The 14,421-nt window shown below is 57.5% G+C and carries 27 protein-coding genes; 24 read left to right on the top strand and 3 right to left on the bottom strand.

Annotation, left to right across the window (positions count from 1 at the left end; translation table 11 throughout):
* The coding region (locus tag BN903_RS01590; RefSeq protein WP_048076035.1) for a hypothetical protein at nt 1–251 on the top strand (251 nt) is incomplete at its 5' end.
* A gap of 39 nt (nt 252–290) precedes the next feature.
* On the opposite strand, the gene BN903_RS01585 is transcribed toward BN903_RS01590, so the two are convergent.
* The gene (locus BN903_RS01585; protein WP_052334887.1) at nt 291–1,475 is read right to left on the bottom strand and encodes a DUF418 domain-containing protein; all 1,185 of its coding nucleotides are present in this window, start codon (nt 1,473–1,475) and stop codon (nt 291–293) included.
* 121 nt (nt 1,476–1,596) lie between these two features.
* On the opposite strand from BN903_RS01585, the gene BN903_RS01580 reads away from it, so the two are divergent.
* The 3 genes from BN903_RS01580 (at nt 1,597) to BN903_RS01570 (ending at nt 3,144) form a co-directional block, all read left to right on the top strand.
* Nucleotides 1,597–1,926, top strand: a complete 330-nt coding sequence (locus BN903_RS01580) for a hypothetical protein (RefSeq protein WP_048076033.1) — start codon at nt 1,597–1,599, stop codon at nt 1,924–1,926.
* Nucleotides 1,927–1,930: 4 nt separating this feature from the next.
* Nucleotides 1,931–2,695, top strand: a complete 765-nt coding sequence (locus BN903_RS01575) for a hypothetical protein (protein ID WP_048076032.1) — start codon at nt 1,931–1,933, stop codon at nt 2,693–2,695.
* A gap of 146 nt (nt 2,696–2,841) precedes the next feature.
* Complete coding sequence (locus BN903_RS01570) at nt 2,842–3,144, top strand: hypothetical protein (RefSeq protein ID WP_048076031.1); 303 nt, start codon at nt 2,842–2,844, stop codon at nt 3,142–3,144.
* Between the two features lie 23 nt (nt 3,145–3,167).
* Here the strand turns inward: BN903_RS01570 and BN903_RS01565 are convergent, their stop codons facing one another.
* A complete protein-coding gene (locus BN903_RS01565) occupies nt 3,168–3,422 on the bottom strand; it encodes a hypothetical protein (protein ID WP_048076030.1) in 255 nt (84 codons plus the stop codon).
* Nucleotides 3,423–3,540: 118 nt separating this feature from the next.
* Between BN903_RS01565 and BN903_RS01560 the strand changes: the two genes are divergently transcribed.
* Nucleotides 3,541–4,374, top strand: a complete 834-nt coding sequence (locus BN903_RS01560; RefSeq protein ID WP_048076029.1) for a hypothetical protein — start codon at nt 3,541–3,543, stop codon at nt 4,372–4,374.
* 36 nt (nt 4,375–4,410) lie between these two features.
* On the opposite strand, the gene BN903_RS01555 is transcribed toward BN903_RS01560, so the two are convergent.
* Nucleotides 4,411–4,785, bottom strand: coding sequence for a hypothetical protein (locus BN903_RS01555; protein ID WP_154017983.1), 375 nt, complete (start codon nt 4,783–4,785; stop codon nt 4,411–4,413).
* 301 nt (nt 4,786–5,086) lie between these two features.
* Between BN903_RS01555 and BN903_RS01550 the strand changes: the two genes are divergently transcribed.
* The 19 genes from BN903_RS01550 to BN903_RS01480 all read left to right on the top strand — a co-directional run bounded on the left by BN903_RS01550 (nt 5,087) and on the right by BN903_RS01480 (nt 14,394).
* On the top strand, nt 5,087–5,560 hold the full coding sequence (locus tag BN903_RS01550; RefSeq protein ID WP_048076027.1) for a hypothetical protein: 474 nt from the start codon (nt 5,087–5,089) through the stop codon (nt 5,558–5,560).
* A 37-nt stretch (nt 5,561–5,597) separates the two neighbouring features.
* Entirely contained in the window at nt 5,598–6,179 is a 582-nt protein-coding gene (gene dcd, locus BN903_RS01545) for a dCTP deaminase (protein ID WP_048076026.1), read from the top strand.
* 178 nt (nt 6,180–6,357) lie between these two features.
* Nucleotides 6,358–6,792 (top strand): hypothetical protein, encoded by a 435-nt coding sequence (locus tag BN903_RS16255; RefSeq protein WP_154017982.1) that lies wholly within the window; start codon nt 6,358–6,360, stop codon nt 6,790–6,792.
* 128 nt (nt 6,793–6,920) lie between these two features.
* Nucleotides 6,921–7,325 (top strand): DUF488 family protein, encoded by a 405-nt coding sequence (locus tag BN903_RS01540; protein WP_048076025.1) that lies wholly within the window; start codon nt 6,921–6,923, stop codon nt 7,323–7,325.
* Between the two features lie 233 nt (nt 7,326–7,558).
* Nucleotides 7,559–7,744 carry a hypothetical protein gene (locus tag BN903_RS16250; RefSeq protein WP_195155672.1) on the top strand — a complete coding sequence of 62 codons (186 nt, stop codon included), beginning with the start codon at nt 7,559–7,561 and terminating at the stop codon, nt 7,742–7,744.
* Between the two features lie 31 nt (nt 7,745–7,775).
* Nucleotides 7,776–8,150: a hypothetical protein gene (locus BN903_RS01535; protein ID WP_048076024.1), complete on the top strand. Its 375-nt coding sequence runs from the start codon at nt 7,776–7,778 to the stop codon at nt 8,148–8,150.
* A complete protein-coding gene (locus tag BN903_RS01530) occupies nt 8,119–8,625 on the top strand; it encodes a hypothetical protein (protein ID WP_154017980.1) in 507 nt (168 codons plus the stop codon). Before BN903_RS01535 ends, BN903_RS01530 begins: the two co-directional genes overlap by 32 nt.
* A gap of 155 nt (nt 8,626–8,780) precedes the next feature.
* Nucleotides 8,781–8,954 (top strand): hypothetical protein, encoded by a 174-nt coding sequence (locus BN903_RS16245; RefSeq protein WP_154017979.1) that lies wholly within the window; start codon nt 8,781–8,783, stop codon nt 8,952–8,954.
* A 46-nt stretch (nt 8,955–9,000) separates the two neighbouring features.
* Nucleotides 9,001–9,372, top strand: coding sequence for a hypothetical protein (locus tag BN903_RS01525; protein WP_048076022.1), 372 nt, complete (start codon nt 9,001–9,003; stop codon nt 9,370–9,372).
* A 41-nt stretch (nt 9,373–9,413) separates the two neighbouring features.
* Nucleotides 9,414–9,845, top strand: coding sequence for a dual specificity protein phosphatase (locus tag BN903_RS15130; RefSeq protein WP_052334886.1), 432 nt, complete (start codon nt 9,414–9,416; stop codon nt 9,843–9,845).
* 40 nt (nt 9,846–9,885) lie between these two features.
* Nucleotides 9,886–10,269, top strand: coding sequence for a YodL domain-containing protein (locus BN903_RS01515; protein ID WP_048076021.1), 384 nt, complete (start codon nt 9,886–9,888; stop codon nt 10,267–10,269).
* A 4-nt stretch (nt 10,270–10,273) separates the two neighbouring features.
* Nucleotides 10,274–10,690 carry a hypothetical protein gene (locus BN903_RS01510; RefSeq protein WP_048076020.1) on the top strand — a complete coding sequence of 139 codons (417 nt, stop codon included), beginning with the start codon at nt 10,274–10,276 and terminating at the stop codon, nt 10,688–10,690.
* A 6-nt stretch (nt 10,691–10,696) separates the two neighbouring features.
* Nucleotides 10,697–11,023, top strand: a complete 327-nt coding sequence (locus BN903_RS16240; protein ID WP_154017978.1) for a hypothetical protein — start codon at nt 10,697–10,699, stop codon at nt 11,021–11,023.
* A 161-nt stretch (nt 11,024–11,184) separates the two neighbouring features.
* Nucleotides 11,185–11,541: a hypothetical protein gene (locus BN903_RS01505; RefSeq protein WP_048076019.1), complete on the top strand. Its 357-nt coding sequence runs from the start codon at nt 11,185–11,187 to the stop codon at nt 11,539–11,541.
* 22 nt (nt 11,542–11,563) lie between these two features.
* Complete coding sequence (locus BN903_RS01500) at nt 11,564–12,040, top strand: hypothetical protein (protein WP_048076018.1); 477 nt, start codon at nt 11,564–11,566, stop codon at nt 12,038–12,040.
* Nucleotides 12,041–12,093: 53 nt separating this feature from the next.
* Nucleotides 12,094–12,999, top strand: a complete 906-nt coding sequence (locus tag BN903_RS15125) for a hypothetical protein (RefSeq protein ID WP_052334885.1) — start codon at nt 12,094–12,096, stop codon at nt 12,997–12,999.
* A 41-nt stretch (nt 13,000–13,040) separates the two neighbouring features.
* A complete protein-coding gene (locus BN903_RS01490) occupies nt 13,041–13,298 on the top strand; it encodes a hypothetical protein (protein WP_195155671.1) in 258 nt (85 codons plus the stop codon).
* A gap of 2 nt (nt 13,299–13,300) precedes the next feature.
* Nucleotides 13,301–13,834 (top strand): hypothetical protein, encoded by a 534-nt coding sequence (locus BN903_RS01485; RefSeq protein ID WP_048076016.1) that lies wholly within the window; start codon nt 13,301–13,303, stop codon nt 13,832–13,834.
* Nucleotides 13,835–13,842: 8 nt separating this feature from the next.
* On the top strand, nt 13,843–14,394 hold the full coding sequence (locus BN903_RS01480; RefSeq protein ID WP_048076015.1) for a hypothetical protein: 552 nt from the start codon (nt 13,843–13,845) through the stop codon (nt 14,392–14,394).
* The last annotated feature ends 27 nt before the right edge of the window (nt 14,395–14,421 follow it).

Below are 14,421 nucleotides of genomic sequence, written 5' to 3'. Positions count from 1 at the left end.
TCCAGGAAGGCGACATTACCCTCACGGATGGAACCGCAACAGCCGACGGCGCGGCGCTCACCAGTGTGATCACTGATGAACCAATCGCCCTCTCAAGCGGCGTCAGCGAAGAATTTACCACGACGCTCTCGTTCAACACCCACGACACCTACCACGTCGAGATCGACGCTCTTGACGCCGATACAGGTGAAGTCCCGGCCCGGCTCCCGTTCGATGTCACGTCCATCGACCGACGCCACATCGAACAGTAGTCTCCCCCGCTGGTTCTTTTGGAACAGCCTAATGCCGTTTCACGCCCGACCGTAGGTCAGCGATCGCCACACCCACTCAGCAGGCCCGTACCGGAATCGCTGGAGCCACAGAACCGATACTCCCACTTGGACCACCCAAATCAAGAGAACGATGCCCATCTGCTCCACGCGGCTCACCTGTCCGAATAAGGCAAGCCCATGTCCGTAGAAGATCGTCGTCGCGACGACCGTCTGAAGCAGATAGTTGCTCAGTGCGGTTCGGCCAACAGACGACAAAGCCTTCTCGACACGCCCACCAGCCCACCGCCGACAGAACAGCATAACGACGCCCACATACGAGATAGAGACGAGGATGCTCCCCCAGTAGTTGAACAGCCCCCAGGAAAACCCAGCCACGCTCCCCCAGTCGTGATAGTGGAGGTACGCGACACCCGCGACCGTGATTGTGATGCCCACAGTGAAACACCCAGCAACCAATTTGATGTACTCTTCCGAGCTCCGCTCATTCGAGAGTACACCCCAACGGAACAGGGCCATCCCCAACAGCATCGCACCAGAATACCGCCATCCCGCCCGGTCCACAACCGCAATCGTCTGTGAGTACACGTTCGAACCGAACCGATCAGCAGCCAGCGCCGACCAACTACCCTGATGGACAGCAATCTCTTGTTGGAGTTCCTCGGGCGTTGTAGTCCAATACCCCAATTCCATCCCGTGATCCAGCATCATCACCGTCTCTACCTGCTGGATGAACGGAACCGAGAGGAGAACCACCGCCGCAACCACAAGCCGCTCCGCAGGCCAGTTATACGCTAAAACGACCACCAACGAGCACAGTGCGTACGTGACCAAGATGTCACCATCCCAGAGAAGATACGCATGAGCCAGCCCGATGACTAAGAGCCAGAACGTTCGCTTGTAGTGGAGCTTCAGCGCCGGCTCCCCCTTCGATTTCTTAGAAGAGACGAACAGGAGCACACCAGCGCCGAAAAGCATCGAGAACAGTACGATAAACTTCTGCTCGACGAAGACGTGGCTTAGCAACCACACGATGTAGTTCGCGCCTTCAAATCCACCGTACGTAGCGGGGTTGATCCTCGCGATCGACGGCATCGAGATCGACTGAATATTGATGACGAGTATCCCGAGGATGGCCACGCCTCGGAGAACGTCGAGACTGATGATCCGATCTTCTGGAGTTGTCGGGGCCGCACTAGAGCTCACAGTTGGGAGAGGATATGGATCCCCCGGTAATGAACCCACCCCTCAGATAGAGAATTTGTATCCCCCGAAGGTAGGTGAAGGTCGGTGACTCTGAGAGTTGCCGATCAAGAGGACTAATACCATGAGACGCTCACGCCCATTCCTGCCGCGGACGTACAGTACGGACACGCTCGATGATGAACTGGGGATCACCTCCACGCCGAACGACCGATCCATACACACTCTGTTCGCCATCCTGATCAACGACATCGACAGGCGCTCCAATATGAGCCAGTCGCTGAAAGACGAGGTTCTCACGGGCCTCGGGGAAGCATGGATGTACACGCTCGAACAACAGGAAGGCGAGAAAACCATCGACGTCGAATCCACCCAGCACGGTGTCTCCACCGACCTGACCACTCACGAAGAGACCCGTCCGTCGCCGACGGGCCACGCCCGAGCTGACGACTAGCCCCATGCCCCGGACGAAGTACCGGAAGGAGATCACTGCTGACCCAGCTCACCCATCCGGAAACGACCACTACGCGATCGGCATCTCCCCGCCGACTGCTAGCGATACCACCTACTGCCGGGTCCGGGTTGAGGGGAAAAGTTGGGGCCGGTCTGGTCGAAAGTTCGAGACCCGCAGCGAGGCGATCGGCTACATCCGGCAGACGCTGGACGACCTCGAGGAGAAGTCTCTCGACGACAAATACCGAGGGAGCATCAACTACTACCCAGAACCACCCAAACCGTCGAACACACGCTACGTTGTCCACCCGGACTATGAAGGCGAAATCGGCCCTCGCGAGATCTGGGGAGATGCGACACTCGGCTCATTCGGCGTCGCTTCCCAGTCACGGCTCGAAGAAAAACCGTGGTACCAGGTACGAGACGCATACGCCGACTGGGGCAAGCCACTCCGCGAGGGAGATACCGTACTCCAGCTGTTCGGAGAGCGGCATACTCAGTATGCCTTCTGGTGGTTCACCGTTTCTGATGGCTCAGTTCAGATGATCGAATACCAGTTTGGGAGGCCGTCTGTCACAGTGTCCGAATCCTCTTGGACGACTGTAACGCGCTGCGCCGGAGGCATCGGGCTTACCAGAGCCAAACCTCTGGACCGCCGCCACCTCCCAGCCGACCGTACCCCATTCAGAGTCGGCCACTCCGACGAGGCGATCGTAGAGTGGCTACAACAACATCCCCCAGAACCGCCAGAAACCGTTCGACCAGACTAACGCCGTGGTGTAGATGCTACGTCCCCATATCGCTCGATGAGAATTTGCCGATACGTATAAGCACGAATCGGAGGAACGTATCCGTATACTCCGCCTCAGCGTGAGTTCAAGCAGGAAGACAACCGAGCTATCCAAAGACAACCCCGATGGCCCCTAAGACCGACACCAGCCTCAAGAGCACAGACATCGCGAACACCACGCAGCTCCTCCAAGCGCCGATGTCTCAAGTCGAGTGCGGAAGGGCTGTCCTCGTCCGGCGGAATGAAGCAGACAAAATCGTCCAGCACGCCGGCCGCGTTACCAAGCGATCGCACCCGTTCATTACCTTACGGCAGGCCTCACACACCGTCGATGTCAACCTCACGGAACACGACTGGGAACTAGCCGATTGGATCCCTATCCGCTCACCCACAGAACGGATGCTCATCAAACAAGAGTGGGAGAAATAGCCAGTCACCAGCCAGCGGCCGCGTCACTCCTGAATCTGGACCATCCACGTCGTCGCGCCCGAATACCCCCACTTCTCGATACTCAACACACCGGAAGCGTCAGCCAAGGTACGCATGTTATGCCCGACACTTTTCGATGACAGGTCGAGGTCCTTCGCAATCAGTCGCGATTTGAAATACGCGACGTCGTCGGCTTCGTCCAACAGATACTCCTCCAACTGGCGCTCGGTCTCGTTCAGATCCGGGCTGCTGCCGACAGATGTTGCTTCTACGGACACATTCGGGAGTTTTCCCCTTCCGTAATAAGTGTCTCTATATTGAACACCGAGACAGTTATTGATAAAAACAGGTATGCGACCCCACAGTTTTTAGTACGACTCTTTCGTAGTCAGTCTCATGCGAGGATACACAATCCACCGCGTCGACGAAGCCGGAAAGCAGATCCCGGCAGACGAAGACGCGCAATTCGACCCGCGTCTCTTCGAGCAGGCAATTCACGGGTTACAGTCTCTTGTCATGGACATCACCCGAATCGACGATCGCCAAGGCTTCGATGCTGACGATGACGAACCGGAGTACAGGGCGGAACACGAGCTGGACACCGAAGACGGCCAAGAAGTCATCCACATCGACCCCGAATCGATGCTCCATGACGCCATCTTCATGATCAACCCCGAGTGGGACGTCAGCGTCGTCACCGATCGCCTCCACGAATTCGGCTACGGCATCCGAACGAGCGTCGATTGCGGCGGTGGTGTCCTCGTCTATGCCGACCTCTTCGTCCAGAACGGCGCGTTCCGCTGGGGGCGAGTGGGTCACACCGATGTCGTCGACGACGCAGGTGACGGGTTCGAGGTTGACCATATCGACCGTCACACAAGCAGCCGGGTTGCTACCCACCTCATCCGCGAACTAGAGAACAGCGTGCGGACAGGCTACGTGACGACTGTCGATAGCGCGGCAACCGCTTTCGACTTCATCGCGACCAAAACGGACATCCCGCCGAGCGGACGGCGGCCGCCGGGTTCGCGAGAGCTCCGAGAAACAGCATGGCAGAAGACTTGGGCCGAAGCGAGAGGTAAGACACAGCAGACGGTGAGCGACAACGTGCGCTCCGCTCGAAGCGATCTCCGTGACCGTCTCGACAACCCATCGCTCGGCTCTCGGGGGCCGGCCCTCGAACAGATCGATCCAGACGGCGATGATCCCGGAGCGATCCGACTCGTCTAACCACTCATCCGTCGATCGGGCCGGTCACGCAGAGGCCTACCGCCTCATCTGCCAGACCTTCCAGTCGTCGCCGTCCGTCCGGACCTCAAGTGTAACTTCGCTCCGTCGAACAACACCCTCCCCGCCCGTGAGAACGAGGATGAACGCAACCACGGCACTCGAATCACTCTCCTCAACCAGCTCAACATCTTCGAGCTTGTGCGTATACGCTTCGAACGACGACACCACTTCGTCAGTGTACATCGGCGCGGGGCTCTCAGGATGGAGCAGCCCATTTGCCATCTCAAGGTCTGGCGCATAGAGGGCTTCGTAGAACGTCTCCACAACCGTGACGGGGTCGTTACTCTCCAACGTCACCTTCGCCCCGTCATCCGCCTCTTCGGGTGACGGATCAGTCGATTGCTCCCCCACGTCACTGTCGTTTTCTTCGCTGGTTTCACCACCCTGACCTCCCTGATCGGGGGCCTCATCGCGCTCTGGCTGACTATCTGAACCGCTCCCTGGAAGCACATCGCTCCCCCCGATGCCCAAACAGCCGGACAGAGAAGCAGCAACCCCGATACTAGATGCTAGAAATACCCGTCGGCGCATGATTCGTTCATATCGTACATTGACACACCTCTATCTGAATCTTTCGGCGTGATGGCCGTTACAGAGAGATAATCGGACGGTACACTTTTATCGGTTCTCTGGGACTCTCCTGTAGAGGCAAATGAGCGAGCCAGAACATGCGGCCAGCAGCGCAGAGGACACTCCAGAGAGTCCGGACACCACCGAAGCAGAGACCGACAGCCCACAGCTGTCTGATGACGAGAAGCTCGCGAATCTCTCCAAGCTCACTGGGAAGGACCCGATCAAGAAGCCGCCCAAGCTTTCGTTCCGAGCGTCTGCGGCGATCGCTCCAACCAGCAGCGCCGTCGACTTATTCGAGGGATACGAGGCTGTCACGTACATCTTCGACGATGACGAGAACACACTCTGGATCGTCCCCCTCAACGAGTACGACGAAGACGATTCCTCGAAGAAGAGCATCAGCAATGACCCCCAAGATGGCTTCAACGCCCGCGCCCTGTACGAGCGACTCGACCTGAACTACGAGAAGGCCCGGCGCTTCACATGTGAGTGGGTCGATGAACATGAAGCCGTCAAGGTCGACATGGACCAGACTCCCGAAAAGCACGGATAACGCAGCGAGCAGCCAGCCCCACCGACCAGTCACATCCATGATCCTCTCAGACACCGACATCCTACATCGGTTAGAACAGGGCGACCTCGTGATCGACCCGCTAACCGACATCGACCAGCAAGTCCAGCCGTGTAGCGTCGACCTCCGACTGGGCAGCACGTTTCTGGAGTTTAACCGAACCCAGATCCCCTGTATCCGTCCGAACAACGTCGATGAAGTGAATCAGTACGTCTTCGAAACCCACGTCGACAACGACAGTGAGTTCATCTTTCACCCCGGTGAGTTCGCCCTCGCAACAACCATCGAATCGGTCACTGTCCCCGACGATCTCGTCGGGCACGTTGAGGGGCGGTCCTCGCTCGGGCGGCTAGCGATAATCATCCACGCCACGGCAGGACTCGCCGATGCCGGGTACTCGGGGCAGATCACCCTCGAACTCTCGAACCTCGGCGCTGCGCCAGTCGCACTGACGCTGGGTATGCGGATCTCGCAGATCACGTTTACTCAGATGACGTCGCCTGCCGAGAGGCCGTACGGCTCAGAGCGCGGGTCGAAATATCAGGGTCAGTCCGGCCCCGAGCCATCTCGCATCGGCGACGACCCTGAGTTCTCCACGTAACAGACTCCTACCTGCTTTGTTAAAATCCTGTTCAGACTGATTCTCGGTAAAACGACTAGTCGCTGAAGAGTGCGAAAAAGTGGGCTCTCTATACCAACCGTGGCTAATGCGACTATATCAATTTCTAAGCTTTTCAACAGAGACACACTTTTGTATTGCCCTGAGATCAAATAGACAGATGGAATTACAGAAAGGCGACGTTCTCTTAGTAAAACGGACTGGTGGTCGCAGTTCAAAACCGGCTAATCCAGCTGGACAAGTATACTCAGACAGGAACATCCCACTCTTTGGAGGAACCAATCCCGCATATCACCGGGGAAATGAAGGAGATGTTATTTGTGTTGAATTAATTCCAGCGTCCGGAACTCTGAAGGGCAAATGGAAGAACACCACCGAACCCTTCGACAGCATCTTCAAAAAATGGAAGAAAAAACTCACATACCGAGATAGCGACCTTGATTACACGATCGCTCTTGATCAAGTTCCTGATGACTACAAATTTCCTGATGAATATACGCAAGAACAGACGGAAAATAATGCGCGTGAGACGGAAGAGCGTGATGAGTGGAATGAGCGAAGTTCTGAACTAATGTCTGACTTGGGTGATTTATAATTGTAGGAAGTGACGCTCTTGGTGGCTGGGAAATACACTCCATCAAATAGCTACACACAACCTACCAACCCCTATCTCACAATGGCTATTCGGACACCTTCATTACCCTCGCCACCTGATTTCTGAACATGGAAGGACTCCACGACACCTATCACGCCGCTCTCCAGCACGGTCACGTCGTCCCTGACGACGATGACTACGTCGTCGGTGTCGTCCGCGAGCCGATGTACGGCATCCAGACTCACCTCGACACCAACATCACCGCCCTCGCCCCACCGCGTGACCTCCTCACCGAGTTCAAGGAACTCGCCGACGAGATTGGCCACAACGACGCGATCGACGCCTGCGACTTCGAGCAGCGATACCGCGCTCACCTCGGGGGCGATACCCAGCGTCGGGCGATGCGAGATATCCTCTCGATGCTCCCTGAAACCGCCGTCTACCTCGTGTGCTACGAGAATACCGACGACAAGATCTGTCACCGGACATATCTCAAAGACGAACTCGAGCAGCTTGCTGACGCCATCGCGTGAGGTGATTTTTATCCTCCGAGAAGGGGTGAGAGATATGGTTGGACAATCCAAAGACGAACGGGGTTGCTAGCCGATGACCTACATGAAATCGGTGATCCTCCGTTGCGACGGTGAAGGATGCCCGAAAACAACGGGCTACGCATGTTGGACCGCCACCAGAGAGCGAGAGAAGGCCCGCGAAGACGGATGGACAAACCGTGGGAGCGAAGACTACTGTCCAGACTGTGGTGAAAATGACAACTAACACATCTAACAACGGAGAATCAAGCGATGCTGAACAGCAGGACGCCGGGGGATTCGCGGAACTCACAGCGATGGAGGAGGAAATGGAAGCCGAAAAACGAGAGGCATTAGAGGAGATAGCGAAGTTCTCCGTCAGCCCTCCTTCAGATCTCCCGGTATCAAGACCGGTTCGCTGACGGACTTCCCAGTGATTTCAGACCGGAAGTCGTGGAGTTCTTCGATACCCGGAACCGCCTTTCCCACTGGTTCCCCCGCCTAGAGCCGCTCGATATCCCAACCATCGACACCCAGATCCTCGAATTGGAGGGTGGCAGCGGGGGAGAGTTCCTCAAGGAGGAAGAGATCGATCCGATCGGCATCATCATGACCGAAGACCCCGAGCCGGTCTTCAAATTCTTCGGTCACCCAGACTTCAGCGTGATCACCTCCTTCGTGGAGAATACCGACAACAAGCAGGCATTCCTCCGAAGTGACTACAAATCCGCGACAAACCTCGGAGACGGGAACCACATCGAGGTCAACTCACGGGGCCGAAATCGTGAGGACGGTCATGCACCAGCTCCAGGATCGGCTCATGGCTGAGATGCCACCATTCACCCCACTTCCCATCCGCGAACACCTCGATTTGGACTTTTACCCAGACGGCCGCTACACGCTCCACCCCGAAGTCCGTTTCTTCGTCGCTGGTGGCGAGGTCCTCTATCATTTCCCCCGCGTCGGCAAGGAGACGTTCGCGAGAGCAACTGATGGGGTCGCGCACTACGAGCGCGTGATCAACGCCATCGACGATAACATTGACCAGTTGTACGAGTGGGCGTCCCGAGCCGCCCAAGAGTTCGACGACGCCTCTTGGTCACTCGACTTCGTGATGGACACCGACGACAACTGGTTCGCAACGGATATGGCGCTCAACACGCTCTATTACAGCTCGGAAAAGAACCGCTGGCACAACCTGAGTGAGCACGATACGGGGAGTCCATACAACCTCGAAGAACAGGTCGGTGATACCTTCCCGGAACCGGAGATCCCTAACGACGGCGGAGAATCAACGCGGTAGTGCCATTAAACACGCTTCGAAACGTAAACGGACCCACGGCCATAGCCCACACTAGAACTGACACACTCAATACCCTCACGGACAGCAGAGTGTTTTTGCTCACCGGGAGGGGTGAGTGTTGAGTGATACACCCGGCTCTGAGACCTCACCCACCAATGACCTTCAGTCACATTCATCGTGAAGAGGCGCGTCACGTCGGCGATCCCGACGACGCCAGCATCAGCGAGTTGACCGGCGTCGCCCCACCCTGTAAGCAGTGTGGAGAAGAGCCCGGCACCGACACCGACCGTAACAGCGATCCCATCTGCCCGGATTGCCTCAACGACTGAATCGCACCCAGAGAACCACTACGTAGATCCACTCCCACAACCCACCATGACCTCACTAGAAGACCTCAGCGAAGGCGACCGCCTGTATATTGACGATACCGACACCATCCTCACCGTCACGTCCATCGACGCCGACTTCGATACCGAGGGACTCCCCGATGGGACCGTCACGTTTGATGACCAGGGCGAGGAATTCACTGCCGATGCCGAGACCGTCGATATGGACCTCCACTCTGGAGCGATGTCCATCGTCGACCCGGCGGTGATCGAGAACGCAGCCCAGATCCTCTTCGAGTTCGCTTCGAGTGAAATCTCAACGTACGCCGCCACCGTCGGGCGTGGACACGACTTCAACGGTATTTCTCACGTCGACACCGTCCGCGACCTCGCGATCGCAACCCAGTTCGCAGCAGAGTAGCCCGCCGCGACGTTTTTGACCGTCAAGCGAGCAGAAAAACCATGAACGAAATCATCCCCCACCTCCACATCGGCGATGCCCGAACGGCACGCGCACTGTCTGAAATCGACAACCCATTCGACGAGGTGGTCACAGTCGGTTACGCTCGGGTCCTTGGGAGGGAATGCCCACGCGAATCTACAACGGGCGATGAGTTCGTGTTCCCGGACGGCCCCCACGAGTACGAAACGTTCGAGGCGGCCGCTGACTACGTGCTCGACGCCGTCGAGAGCGGGGAGGTGACCTTCGTTCACTGTCAGGCCGGCGTCTCGCGCAGCTGTTCAGTCTGTGCCGCGGTCCTCGCGGTTCATTCGGGCGTCGACGTCGACGAAGCCCGCAGACGAGTGAAGCAGGTGCGGCCTCGCGTCGATCCAGAACAGGAGGTCTGGTCGAGCGCCACCCGCTACGTCGACGAACACCCCCGGACCGACTGAGATTTTTTGTCTCCCGGAAGTGGGACAGAGGAGTTCATAGATGTCTACTGACCCATCTCGCGGATACAGCACCATCCACCACCTCCCGTTCGAAAACCGGGAGCTCCGACACCAAGTCGGATACGGTGGTCGCGACCCCGACGAGGACACCTTCGAGACAGCGTATCGCCCAGCAGAGACCATTCTCGACGTGACTGACCAAAACCGTGCGTACCACCACGCGCAAGGCGAGATCGTCAACACCGTTCAGGACGCCCGACACACGGTCCGGTCGGCCTCAGTCGGAGACATCATCGAAATCGTCTACCCGTCCGGTCGCCGTGAGTTCCATCTCGTCGACGCGATCGGATTTACCGAACTGGAGTTCGAACCACCAGCAGAACCCACCCACGCCACCTCATCGAAGCACCCAGCAAGCACCTAAGCACATGCAAGACACTCTCACCGCGGACGACCGCCCGAACGAAGGCCCAGCACCGAAAGCGGACAGCGTCTCCAAACGTTGGAGCGTTACTCGGCAGAGCTCGCTCCGGACGACGTACCGCTACCACAAGCGGCTGGACGGTGTCCAAGTCTCGATCCACGTTTCGACACCCCAGGACGGGACGTGGCTACTCGACGCCACAATCGAGGTCGACCCACGAGGCCGAGCGTTCCTCCCCACGCTCTCCAGAGGCTACGAGAGCCGGCCCGAAGCCGAATTCGCCGCGGTGAGGCTGATCACGGGGCTCAACTCCGACGTGATGGTCCGGCAGTTTATCATCGGCCAGTCGAATCCCTTCCGCGAACGTGAACTCTCGACAGTTACTACCATACGTCAGGCCCTCGAAGCGGACCTACAGTAGTCACCCATGACACCACCGCCGCCCACTGGCCCATACGCCGACGCACTCGCAGACGCCGACCTCCGCTTCGCATTCTCTCGGATTGGGAGTCTCATCCGCGAAGGCGTGTACAAGCAGTTTCCGGAGAACTGCCCGGAGTGCGGCGGGGGCGTCCTCGTTAGCCATGGCGGCGATCGCGTTCGATGCTGGGCCAACCGCGGCGTCGACGACTGCGGATGGAACGAAACGCGCTGTCACGACTGCGGGGTCACCCCAAATGGTTGGTTCACCTACATTCAAGACGGCGACCTCCTGAACCCACCTTGTGTCCAGCACAGGGGCTACCCGCTCTGACTCACCCCCCGTGTGCGAGATGAAATTCGCACTCAGGAACGTGGGGTGAGGGCACACGAACACACCCCCAGCCGACTGTTTTTACCCCCCAGAGAAGTGAGGGGGACCCTTGAGGAGTCCGACACCGGACACAGCGTTCTGAACACCCCCGAAAGCACACCATGAGACCAGTTCCAATCGTCAGCGACGAAGAAGCCTCAGCTGTCCAGCACGCGATCAACGTCCACATCGACCACTACCACGACATCGACGAGGACGACAACGCTGAAACGCTCAGAGACGTCCGTGACTCGGTTCACGAAGACCACGTAATCCCCGCCGACGCAGTCTGTCTCGTCTGGGAGATCCTCGTCGAGCACGACCACTTCGCGATCGCGATGCAGTCTGACTACAACAATGGAGAGGATGGCCCGTACCTGCTCAACGTTCTCACCTCCATCGTCGCGTTCAACGGCGATCACCTCTTCGAGACCTACGAGCAGTTCCGCGAGCGAGCCGACGTCTCCGTCGCGCAGTGACCACCGGCCTCACCAAAACACCATGATCAACCCAATCGCAATCGTCTATCTGGACAACGCAGAAGTCGACACGGCCGACGGCCGCGAAGATGGCGTGTTCCGCATCGCTGTCTGGGACTGGCAGGAGTTCGACGACGACGGAACAGCCACGATGAAGCTCCACACGAACAACGGCGATGTCTACGTCGACAAAGACGATGTTCGAGACATCGACGAGTTCACCAGCTCGCACACGCTCGAACATGGCCACGTCGTCTCCCTCGGTGGGGAATACACGATGGACTACGATAACCGGCAGTTGGAAATCCCGGAGGGAACACAGCTCACCGTGAGCGCGATCCGCTACGCACCCGACGGCCCCCACATCGAGTTCGACTGTGAGTTCCCTGATGACTCGGGACCGCTCAACCAAGAGCGATTCCAAGAGATTCCGACAACGATCTACGCCTTCGCGATGGACAACCTTCTCGAGGATGGCGGCATGTCTCAGGGGCACTAAGATATCAAGCGACACACTTAGGGAGTAAATTATCTTCTGAGTTTTTAGCACCCATGCCAACAATCAACTCATACAAAAACGACCCTGGTTACTACATCCGGGCTTGGACCTCCGAGCTGGGGAACATCAACTACCAGCTCAAGCCTCAAGGCTGGGATATCATCAACGACTGGGATAGCCTCCCAACTGACGGCAGCATCTCTTGGCAGCAGATTAACGCGCTCAAATCGGTCGGTGTGGTGTACACCGACGATACTGGGGTTATCCACCCCGACGACGAGAAGTTCCAACCAGACCCCGACCAAATCGATTCGACGGATCTGACCAGCGAAGAGGTAGAGTCCTTCTTGGACGCGATCCGCACTAATTGTAGTCTCTCATCAGAACAGATATCCGCACTATACCAAATATTCGGTATTCAGCCACCTGAAACCGAGGTTGACGAACAATTCGAAGGCGCAGTCAAATCTCTCAAAGCAGACCTAAAAGCCGACATCTCTGCTGGCAACATACCGGTCAACGAGACGCTTCCTCTGACACGGGCTCAGAAATTTTTCCGTGTCGATCCAGACGACGGGACCACGAAGCGGGACGATGTTGAGGTCGTTTGTTTCGTCTTGGAAGCAGAAGATGTTGAAGAAAGAGGCGTTGAGTTTGAAGAGACGGAGGAGATGAACACTGTGGCCGTGACGATAGTCAGCCCTGGCACAGGCGAAGAACAACACCGTGATTTCGTGATGCACTTCATCTTCTTCAACGACACCGAAATCGCCGCATGGTCTGCTCTTAGCTCTCAGGAACTGACGTGGGAGATCCGATCAGAGTTGTTTGGCCAGATCAGCACCATACTCCCACCCACTGTCGATGCTTTAACCGACTCAGGCACCACCATCAGCGAGACACCGTCCGACTTCGACATCTCGTTCACACATGAGGACCTGAAGCTCATCGAACAGTAGAGGGTTTCTGCCCTCCGGTGGGGGGTGAGAGGTCATCAATTGTGAATTACGGAGATCAGATGAAGTTCGTTGCCAGAGACGGCAGCACCGTTCAACGATTCCTCCTGGTTCGGTCTGCGGGAGCGACCAGTTCGGGCTACAAACTCTACGGATACGACCCCGAGGAGAACGCCCGCAACTTCCTCGAAGACTTCGGGATCGACGTCCACCCCAACCACCACGCGGAAATCCAAGCCGCGAAGCGTAAGATACGGTTCTACGCCGGCCCGAACGCCGACATCAGCACCCACGGGAGTTAACCATGCTAGCAGATAGAGACCACGTCACGCTCGAACCGCAGGGCTACGATGGAAGCGAGACGTTCCCAATTCTGAATGGGCGTCGAATCGACGAGCTATCGATCCTGTTCAACATCCCCGTCGAAGAGCTCACTTCGAAGTACATGCTCAGACTCGAAGAACTCCGTGCCGACAAGACGTTCGAGAACGACTACGACGGGTACGACGTCTTTCACCTCAAGTGCCAGAAGGCAGTTGAATCAGCTATCAACACGCACGACCCGCGGGTGAAAAACGCACGCGCCGACGACGTGGTCGCTGAAAACGTCGGGCACATGTATACAGAGGGGACGACCGACTGGTCAGAGCTGGCGCTTACGTGGCTCACTGAGTGGCTCCGCCTCTACAACAGCAATCTGCGATACAACACCAACGACCTCGCAGAAGGCATATTCGAGGCAATTCGCAACGCAGCCGAAAACGAGTATATCACGAGAGACGAAATCGATCACCTCGTCGATGTGGCCCTCTCTGAGGAACCCACCGACCACCAGTAGCCACTCTCATGCACCTCCACGAACACGATGACACCCACCTCTGGGAGGGGCCTTTCGCGGCGCTGGCGGCCGGGCAGATCGACGCCGCCACCGACGATGTCCTGATCTTGGCCGAAGACGAGTCGGAAGTTCGCCGGCTTCACAGCGACATCGTGACCGAGTTAGGAACCCCAATCGCCCACGCCGAGACCTACGCAGGAGCGCAAGAAGAGCTCCCCTTTGACGTCGACACGTTCGATGTATCTGTTCAGGTCAACCCCTCCCGAAGCCCGTTCAAACGACACCAACCGCTGTACCAAGCCTCGGCCGTCACCCGTCCGAACGGGACGATCGTCTACAAGGCCCCCAGGAGCCTCGCACACAGCGAGGCGGTTGAAATCGACACGATATACGCACTCAACTGGAAACACCACGAGACGCCATCACTCGCCGCTCTGATGACTGTTTCTCTGGCGGGCACTCTCGGGGAGACGAACCCCACCGCGACAGCATCGCCTTCTCGCCCGTCTCACGAGCAGCCACCAGAAACCGAAGAGACAACCATCACGTCGTTCACGTGACCGTTACGCTACCGAATTGAGATACCC

Source organism: Halorubrum sp. AJ67 (genome assembly GCF_000513435.1).
This window is presented reverse-complemented; position numbering and strand designations above follow the sequence as displayed.